Annotated in this window: 7 protein-coding genes and 1 tRNA gene; 2 read left to right on the forward strand and 6 right to left on the reverse strand. The window is 44.0% G+C overall.

The genetic code is table 11. The features are described 5' to 3' along the window. Positions 1-29: 29 nt before the first annotated feature. Positions 30-120: transfer RNA gene (locus H5073_RS17395), tRNA-Ser, on the reverse strand. Positions 121-384: 264 nt separating this feature from the next. On the opposite strand from H5073_RS17395, the gene H5073_RS17400 reads away from it, so the two are divergent. Together H5073_RS17400 and fabA are read left to right on the forward strand one after the other, a co-directional pair. Continuing rightward, on the forward strand, positions 385-2181 hold the full coding sequence (locus tag H5073_RS17400; RefSeq protein WP_259394947.1) for a S16 family serine protease: 1797 nt from the start codon (positions 385-387) through the stop codon (positions 2179-2181). A gap of 74 nt (positions 2182-2255) precedes the next feature. Continuing rightward, positions 2256-2771, forward strand: a complete 516-nt coding sequence (gene fabA, locus H5073_RS17405) for a bifunctional 3-hydroxydecanoyl-ACP dehydratase/trans-2-decenoyl-ACP isomerase (protein ID WP_182680829.1) — start codon at positions 2256-2258, stop codon at positions 2769-2771. A gap of 178 nt (positions 2772-2949) precedes the next feature. On the opposite strand, the gene rmf is transcribed toward fabA, so the two are convergent. The 5 genes from rmf to rlmKL form a co-directional block, all read right to left on the reverse strand. Then, positions 2950-3126, reverse strand: a complete 177-nt coding sequence (gene rmf, locus H5073_RS17410) for a ribosome modulation factor (protein ID WP_011496897.1) — start codon at positions 3124-3126, stop codon at positions 2950-2952. Between the two features lie 179 nt (positions 3127-3305). Beyond that, positions 3306-5177 (reverse strand): DUF3466 family protein, encoded by a 1872-nt coding sequence (locus H5073_RS17415; protein ID WP_182680830.1) that lies wholly within the window; start codon positions 5175-5177, stop codon positions 3306-3308. 27 nt (positions 5178-5204) lie between these two features. Continuing rightward, a complete protein-coding gene (locus H5073_RS17420; RefSeq protein WP_182680831.1) occupies positions 5205-7127 on the reverse strand; it encodes an ABC transporter ATP-binding protein in 1923 nt (640 codons plus the stop codon). A gap of 1 nt (position 7128) precedes the next feature. Beyond that, positions 7129-7365, reverse strand: a complete 237-nt coding sequence (locus H5073_RS17425; protein WP_182680832.1) for a glutaredoxin family protein — start codon at positions 7363-7365, stop codon at positions 7129-7131. After that, positions 7355-9490, reverse strand: a complete 2136-nt coding sequence (gene rlmKL / locus H5073_RS17430; RefSeq protein WP_182680833.1) for a bifunctional 23S rRNA (guanine(2069)-N(7))-methyltransferase RlmK/23S rRNA (guanine(2445)-N(2))-methyltransferase RlmL — start codon at positions 9488-9490, stop codon at positions 7355-7357. Before rlmKL ends, H5073_RS17425 begins: the two co-directional genes overlap by 11 nt. Positions 9491-9660 lie beyond the last annotated feature (170 nt).

A 9660-nucleotide genomic window follows, 5' to 3' on the forward strand; every position in this document is an offset into this window, starting at 1 on the left:
CTATAAATAGCGGGCTTTTTTGTTGAATGTGGCGGAGGGATAGGGATTTGAACCCTAGAAGGGCTATAAACCCTTGCCGGTTTTCAAGACCGGTGCATTCGACCACTCTGCCATCCCTCCGAACGGCGCAAATAATATAAGGAACTCGGCTACTTGTAAACTGTATTTTTTTTAAAACTCACTAAGTGCTCAGCAATCCGCCAATGCGGTGCTTTAATGAACTTAAATTGGTGGCTATATCCTTTTCATGACTAAGCTGTGTAAGCCGCAATCCCATTTCCGCATTTTACCTCTTGTGAGCCGCTCGCTAAAAACAGTATCAAATAAGCGACATAAGCTGGGTTTATGCTAAAATAGCCGTAATTATTTCAGATAAATGCCACTATGAATTCAACTTTACTTTCAACGACTTCAGAAACAATACAGCTTGTTCTTCCTACTGCCCTTGCTGCAGCTAAGTTGGCGCCACAATATTCCTTACCCAGCACACTAAATGCAGGTGCGGCACTTAGCGCTATTTTATTAGGGCAAGAGCGAGCCGTCAGCGCCTTTAAGTTAATGACTAAAGTTTCTGATCAACATTTATTTATTGCAGATTTTGTTGGCGTTGACCGCAAGTTAATGATGGATGCGCTAATGACACAAATACCTGAGCCTGCCGCTCGGTATCTTGTGGCCAGTAAAGCTTCCGACACTGTTACAGAAGTGCAATTTCGCTGGCAGAGTGCCCTCCCCCACGAGCAAGTGGGTATTATGGCAAGCCAGGATACATCGGCATGTTATTTATCAGGGCCTATCCGCCGGGTGGATTTATTAGGCAAGATGCACAAAAGCGATAAAAACAGCCAGTATAAAGTCGGCGCTTTAGGCAAACACCATTATGTATTTATTTGTGCTGAATCTTTGTGGAAGCGTGAAGGTCTCTGGGATCTGTTAATGCAAATCCTCAGGGATAAGCAATACCGCATCGCTCAAGATATCGCGCCTATTCCATTAAATTGTAAAATCATTCTGGTGGGTTCCGGTCATTTTTATGGCCAGCTTCGTGGTGATGATAGGCAGTTTATGGAACATTTTCCGCTGCTTGGGGAGCTCAGTAATGAGCTTGATCTCACCAAGTATACCGAGACTCAATATTGCCAGTATTTAATGGCGCTTGCACAGCGTCAAGGTATAACCTTAGAGATATCGAGTTTACTGCCACTGTTTTGGTATAGTGCCCGCTTGAGTGAACATCAACAGCGCTTAAGTTTGTCTATGTTACTGTTATCGCAATTGATAGCCCAGGCAAAAGTCTATAGACCTAGCACAACGCCCGAGCTCACTAAAGGCCTCACGGCACAATGTGTTGCTAAGGCTATCGCGCAGCTTAAGTTTCGTCATGATAGCTCTGAGCTGTTCTCTGCCCAGAGTTTTGATGACAACTTCATTCATTTACCAACCACAGGGCAAATGGTAGGACAAGTAAACGCACTGACTGTAATAGACAGTGGCGATTACAGTTACGGCGAACCTGCTAGAATTACCACTTCAGTTCACTACGGTGACGGTGAAGTCGCTGATATTGAGCGTAAGTCAGAGCTTGGTGGCAACATCCACACTAAAGGCATGATGATCCTTTCTGCATGTCTGTATCGTATTTTTGGCCGTGATGCTCCACTACATTTAAATGCAAGCATAGTGTTTGAACAGTCTTATCAGGAAATTGATGGTGACAGCGCCTCTCTAGCCGAATATTGCTGTTTAATGTCAGCCATTGCTGAGCAACCTATCATTCAATCTCTGGCAGTAACAGGCGCCTTAGATCAATTTGGTAATGTACAGGCCATTGGTGGCGTGAATGAAAAAATCGAAGGCTTCTTTGCCCTATGTCAGCGCAGAGGCTTAACCGGTGAGCAAGGGGTTATTATCCCTAAGACCAATGTATTGCAGCTCAATCTTGCACCAGAAGTCATTAATGCGGTGCAAAAGGGATTATTCCATATTTATGCGATTAGTCACATGGATGAGGCTGTAGAGTTATTGATGCAAATTAATGCAGGAATGGCCGATGAAGATAATGACTTCCCCGCTGAGTCCCTCTATGGTTTAGTGCAACAAAGATTAGACAGAATGGCAGGCCACGATGAGATCAGGGTCGGCTTTTGGACTAAATTAATGCTAAAGCTTAGGCTTTCGTAGTGATCGGAGTTGTTTAGCGTACACCTGTTCGCTATCTTGTGGGCACTTAGAATGCTATTAGTGGTTATGATTTAATGGAAAAAGCGAACAGTTTCACCAAAGAACAACTTATTGCCTGTGGCCAAGGCGAGCTTTTAGGCGCTAATTCACCTAAATTGCCTATCGATAACATGCTAATGGTCGACCGTATTGTCCGCATTAATGAAAACGGCGGTGCTTTTGGCAAGGGTGAAATTATCGCTGAACTCGATATTAACCCTGAACTTTGGTTTTTTAATTGTCACTTTAAGGGCGATCCTGTAATGCCGGGTTGTTTAGGCTTAGATGCCATGTGGCAATTGGTCGGCTTCTATCTTGGCTGGGAAGGTGCCCAAGGCAAAGGCCGAGCGCTTGGTGTGGGTGACGTGAAGTTTACTGGACAAGTATTGCCAACAGCGAAAAAGGTCACCTATAAGCTTAATATCAAACGCAAAATTCACCGCAAGCTGGTGATGGGTATTGCCGATGCCACCATGGAAGTGGATGGTCGTGAAATTTATAGTGCAACCGATCTTAAAGTCGGTATTTTTAGCGACACTTCTACGTTTTAAATTCACTCAGATTTTTACCGTTGAACGCTGACATTTAGAAAAAATAATGCCCTCGTCAGTGAGGGCATTTTTGTACGCTATGTCGCTGAATTGGTCACTGGATTGATATAAATGTCATGTAAAACTATTAGCAGAACCTCAATAATATATTAGTGTTGAATGAGATAATGGCTAGAGTTCATCGATTAAACAAACCTGTCATTCGTCCATCTACTCCTTCTCGCCAACCGCCTAACCACTGTGACTTAGAATCTAAATTTGCGTAGGGACATAATTCCTTTGATCGTCCTCCTACACCAGCTTGGAATCCCTTCGAAAAAGCCCTATCTAAACGATCTCGTTTTTGTCTTTTCATGCAAGCGTCCTCTTTTCTTTAACCAAGAAACAAAAGCGTCAGCTATACAAATAGTGCTTTTTTTAACCAAGATCAATCAAAAAAATCTGCTAGATTAACAGATTTTTATTAAGGTATTGATACAGTAGTTAAAAAAAATCGAGGGAACATCCCTCGATTTTTTAAGTTAACAATTGAGATTACTTCTTGCTACGGCGGCGTAGCCAAAGTAAAGGCAAAGCAAACAGCCAAGCAAAGCTGGCAGCCCCCTTGCGCTCATAATTTTCCTCAATAACCGTTGTTGTCAAATCACAGATTGCACCGCTAGTGGTTGGCTTTAATACCACCATGCGTGGTAAATAAGACGTCACAGGATTACCGTTTCCATCTAGCGCAAACAATGGCTGACCATTAGTACCTAATATTAAGTTACCTGCGCTATCAATTTGATATTGTGGCTTGCGGATAAACGCAGTGCCTACTATGGTGCCATCCTCATTGATGCTATTCGCTTCCACCACTTGGATATCTGTCTCATAGCTTAATGCTGCACCTGAGCCATCGGCAATGTTGATTTTATTCCGCAGCCAATTACCCGATGCATCTTTGGCATAGCCTTGAGAGTCGCAGGTTAATAGGCTATTAAGGTTTGAAAACTCTTTGGTGTTCATGTCAAATAAGAAACCCGCCTTAGGGCGCGGCTTATCTTTATCGAAAGTAGTTTCAATATGACCGACGACTTGACCTTTATTGTTAATGTCTTTTGGTTTGCTGCTTAAATCTGATAAGCCAACCTTAAAATCATCAGGAGTGGTAATGCCCGCCTCTGGATTATTAATGTCAAAATAGAAGAACTTGTTACGAGCATAACCTTGAATATATTGACTATAACTACCGACTAAAAGTCCACTATCATTAATATCATAAGCAATAGAATTAAATACCTCATCAGCCATTTTCACCCATGAATACTGGTAGTTGCCAACATCATTTCGGGTCCAATAGGCAGCATCTGAATAGAGCAAGTTTTGATTATCATTACGGAACACATGAGAACGACCTACGACTGTTCCAGCCGTATTCACTCCAAGACCTTGTGCTGTGTACACTAAGGTTGAGCCTTCTGGTGGAGTTAACCCTAACGGTAACTCTGTACCTGTTGCTGTTGTTGCATCCAACTGCCACACGTAAGCACGAGTTTGATACTGCACATTGCGGGTATTATTAATTGGATATTGCTGCGATTGCACACAAATATCGATAGGGGTCGGATTCACCGCACCTGCCGCTAACGCTGCATCAATACAAGTATTAATTCTATCTGCACTAAAACTCGCAAGTGCCGTACTGGCATAACCCACAACAAGATTGCTTGAGTTAATTGCAGCAGCAACAGAAACCCCACCTAATTCGACTGTGGTTTCTGCAATGTTACTAGCAGCATTGGCTGCACGCACATAAGTGGTATAAGGCGGCAATAACGGCACTTCTACACCATTATTAACAGCAACTCCACGCAATTCAAAATCACGAAAATACCAAAAATCTTGGGTTGTAAGATCGCCAACATAAGTCCGCTTTTTCTCAACACCACTGTATGAGCCAACTTTAATGCCAGCATCATTGATGTCATAAAAATAGCTGTCAACAGAATTAATGCTAGTAGCATCTTGCTTACTTGGTTCAACTGAACCGCTTATGCTTAAAAAGTGCAGGTTCCAAGGGGCTGTTGCGTCATTCTCTTCAGCAGTAAAGGTAAAATTGTTAGCTACAATAGGCTTGAAGATTGAATACTCAATTTTAGCCGCTGGCGCAATACCATCTTCAACATCAATGATACCGCCTTGAATGTCTTCAACGGTTAACTTCTTAGTGCCTTTAGCAATACCTGCCAACTCATTAGTGGCATTAACGGCCATAGCATAGCCGTTACGGGTATCAGTTAAAGTGCCTTTAAGATCAAAATTCTCAATGTTAACAATTTCATATACGGGTGCAGCCTGTGCACCACTTAATGCGCCTAAAACGCTTAATGCCACGATAGAAAGGGCTTTATCAAACTTTAACGTCATTAAAAAAATTCCTGTTTTTATAGTAAATTACTTCAGCGATTCCAGCTCTTCCCATCGCTCAAAGCTGACTTCCAATTGTTTCTCTTTTGCCGCCAAGGCTAGTAGCACTGGCTCGATTTTATCTTGGCTTTGACTGTAAAACGTCGTTTCGCTTATTTGTGCCTGAAGCTTGTCTATATCTTGCTCAAGCGCTTCGAGTTGCTTAGGCAATTCATCTAATTCTCGCTGCATCTTATAGGACAGTTTTTTAGGCGAAGCTTTAACTGGTGCAGCTTCAACTTTTATCTGTGCAGGTTTTGCCTGTGTTTCGACAACAGTTTGCCCTACAGGTTCCTCAGAATAAAATTTAGCCCCCTGAGACACAGCATCCTCATAACCACCCACATATTCATTCCAGTGACCATTACCAGCAAACCACCAGCTGCTGGTCACAGTATTATCAATAAAGGCCCTGTCGTGGCTGACGATAAGCAAGGTGCCTTCAAAGTCAGTCAGCAAAGACTCTAACAACTCTAACGTCTCAATATCAAGATCGTTTGTTGGTTCATCGAGAATAATTAAGTTGGCAGGACGCAGTAACAAGCGCGCTAATAATAAACGGTTCTTCTCACCACCAGACAAGGCTTTCACCGGCGTGCGTGCGCGCATTGGTGAGAATAAGAAGTCTTGCAAGTAACTTAAAATATGTCTGTCTTGACCGTTAACTGTGACTGTACTCTTGCCTTCGCCGACGTTCTCTTCCACGGTTTTCTCAGGGTCGAGCGCTTCACGGTATTGATCGAAATACGCCACTTCAAGCTTAGTGCCGACTTTGATTTCTCCAGACTGAGGCTGAAGCTGTTCAATCAAAAGTTTTATCAAGGTGGATTTACCGCAACCGTTCGGTCCGATTAAGGCTATACGGTCACCACGCACTACGGTAGTGCTGAAGTTTTTCACCAAGTTTTTGTCAGGCAGGTTGTAGTTGAGCATATTCACATCGAACACTAGCTTACCAGAACGCTCAGTATCGCTGACCGCCATTTTGGCATTGCCCATGCGATTTAACCGCTCGCTACGCTCAACCCGTAAGGCTTTTAAGGCACGAACTCGGCCTTCATTGCGGGTACGGCGGGCTTTAACGCCTTGGCGGATCCACACCTCTTCTTCAGCAAGTTTTTTATCAAAATGAGCATTTTTCTCCGCTTCAACACGGATCCATTCGGCTTTGCCTTCAAGGTACATCTGATAATTGCCTGGCCATGAGGTCACCACGCCGCGATCTAAATCGACAATTCGGGTCGCCATACGGGAAATAAAGCCCCTATCGTGACTGATAAACACGATAGCGCCTTTATAGCTCAGCAAGAATTGCTCTAACCATTCAATAGTATCTATGTCTAAATGGTTGGTGGGTTCATCAAGCAGCAATAAGTGTGGCTCACTCACTAGCGCACGGGCTAATGCCACTTTGCGCTGCCAACCACCGGAGAGTTCGCTCAACGGCTTATCTGGATCTAGACCTAATAACTCACAGTTTTGCTGAATGCGTGAGTCCAATAGCCAACCATTGTTGTGATCCAGCACTTCTTGCAATTGCTGCATTTTATTGAGCATACGCTCCATCTGCTCAGGGGAGGCTTCTGCCACATCATGAGACAATTGATGATATTGCTCTAATGCTTCACCTATCTCTTGAAGCCCTGCGGCAATATAAGAATACACTGAACCAGTTTCAGCTTTAGGTGGATCTTGCTGTAAACGAGCGACAGTAACATCGCCTGCGATATTAAATTCACCGTCATCGAGCAATACGTCTTTTGACAAGACTTTCAATAAGCTCGATTTGCCCGCACCATTACGGCCAACAATACACACACGTTCACCCGCTTCTATGGTGAAATCGGCATTGTGCAGTAACGGGGTGTAACCATAGGCTAAAGAGCCATTATTAATACGAACCAGACTCAAGCTAAACTCCTAAAAAATCGTGTAATTGCGCGGCATCAAAAGGCCAAAAAAGCTCGCGTTCACCATGAGCAAATACGGGGATACTTATCCCGTATCGCTCGGCTAACGCTGGCTGGTCACAAATATCTATGTGATTAAAATCAACCCCTGCCGCTTCGACAAGTGCTTTTGCCAGCTCACACAGATGGCAGCCATCTGTGTGATAGAGGGTGTACTCAAGAGCAACGTCACTTGCCATGGGTGATTAACCACACGTTATGGATATGGGGATTGCGCTTATAATCCAGCGGCAAGCAGAGTTCGTCTATGTTACTCACAACGGCGCCCATGGCAGTTAACGCCTCAATATCCATCTTAAACTTACGCTTGTTATTAGAGAAAACCAGCTCACCCTTAGGGCTTAATAGCTTAATAAGTTTACCTAATAACACCACGTGGTCACGCTGTACATCCCAGCTGTCTTCCATGCGTTTTGAATTTGAAAAGGTGGGCGGGTCGATAAAGATAAGATCAAACTGCTCACTACAATCATCAACCCACTGCAAACAATCAGCTTGAACAAATTCATGATTTTTAAGACTAATACCGTTAAGTTCAAAGTTTTCTTTCGCCCAGTTAATATAGGTATTTGACATATCAACCGTGGTCACGCTTTTGGCGCCGCCAAGGGCTGCATGTACAGACGCTGAGCCTGTATAAGAGAACAAGTTAAGTACCTTACGGCCTTTGGCTTTCTCGCCAACCAGCTTGCGGGTCACTCTGTGATCTAAAAACAGCCCAGTGTCTAAGTAACCTGTGAGGTTAAGCTTAAATTTAGCGCCGTATTCTTGGGTGATAATTTCAAGCTTCTTCTCGGCAAGCTTCTGGTATTGATTAGTGCCCTTTTGACGCTCACGGGTCTTTAGGGTGATTTTATCTGGGTGAATACCTAAGGCATTAGGCAGGGCTAACAGTACATCGCTTAAACGGCGTTTAGTCACCGCTTCAGGAATTGTCGCTGGGGCACTGTACTCTTGGATAACCACATAATCCACGTACTTGTCGATAGCAACATTATATTCAGGCAAGTCAGCATCATATAAACGGTAGCTGTCGATGCCTTCTTTCTTGGCCCACTTACCTAATGTCTTAATGTTTTTCTTAATACGGTTAGCAAAAGCTGGTGCAATATCGGCGATGTCATCCACGCCTTCTGGCAATACGGGGGCATCACGGCGGGTACTGTTTGCATGCAAGGTATAAAGATTAAAGGCACATTCAAGCGCGCCGTTAAACATCTTCATCTGCTTGTCGGCTTTAAGCTTTAATGATGAAATCAGCTCAACGTCACTGCATAACATGGCGACTTTCCAGCCGCCAAAATCTTGCTTTAATTTGTCACCAAACTGATAGTAAAGTTGTAATAGTTCGGTAATGTTACCTAGACGCTCACCATAAGGTGGGTTTGAAATCATAAAGCCGGTTTCGCACGGAACTTTGACGTTTAACGCATCCATTTCGCTGAATTCAATCAACTCATCAACGCCCGCATTCTCAGCGTTACGTTTAGCAAGGCTCACCATACGAGGGTCTATGTCTGAGCCATAGAATTTAAGCTTACAACGGGTACGGCCAAGACTTGCGCGGGCGTGCGCCTCCTCTAACACCTTATTCCACATAGTGGCATTGTGCTGGCGCCAGCTTTCAAAACCAAAGCGTTGACGCTTAAGTCCAGGGGCGATATCGCAAGCCATTAGCGCCGCTTCAATTAATACTGTGCCGCTACCGCAAAATGGATCGAGCAAATCTACTTGTTCAGCCTGCCAGCCACTACGGACTAACATATTGGCAGCTAAGTTCTCTTTAAGCGGTGCTTCACCTGTGGTGGAACGGTAACCGCGCTGATGCAAAGACGGGCCTGAGAAGTTAACCGAAATCGTTAGCTGACCATTGCGATAATGGGCATCGATTCTAAACTCAGCATCGACACGCTCAACGTTCGGACGGGCATCGCCGTCATCGCGAAAACGGTCAACGACAGCATCTTTTATCTTCAAGGCGCCAAACTGAGTATTATTAATGAAGCCGCCAGTACCATGAAAATCGATACTGAAGGTTTTTTTGTTAGAAAAATGCGACGGCCAGTCAATGCAATAGGCAGCGTTGTATAACTGCTCAGGTGATTCACAGGGACCTTTATAGATGACAACAACGATACGGCTCGCAAGGCGTGTCCACAGCGTAATGCGGTAGGCAAGTTCAAGAGAGGATGAGAAGTACACCCCAGCCACACTCTCTTTTACATCGGTAGCGCCAAACTCGGTGAGTTCATTGGCTAAGCTATATTCGAAGCCCTTGGGGGCCGCAGCAAAAAAATTAAACATTAAAATTCAGTCGTCATCACAGGGAAAATCAAGCCCGCATTATATACTCAAATAGCGAGTTTCCCCAAACAACTAATCATTTGCGATAATTATGGGGAATGATGGACGAAATAAACTGATTTCATTCAGAAAAATGATTTGCCGTCTCAATGTCCAAGCCATTGGATTGT

Source organism: Shewanella sp. SR44-3, assembly GCF_014163735.1.
Lineage (GTDB): Bacteria > Pseudomonadota > Gammaproteobacteria > Enterobacterales > Shewanellaceae > Shewanella.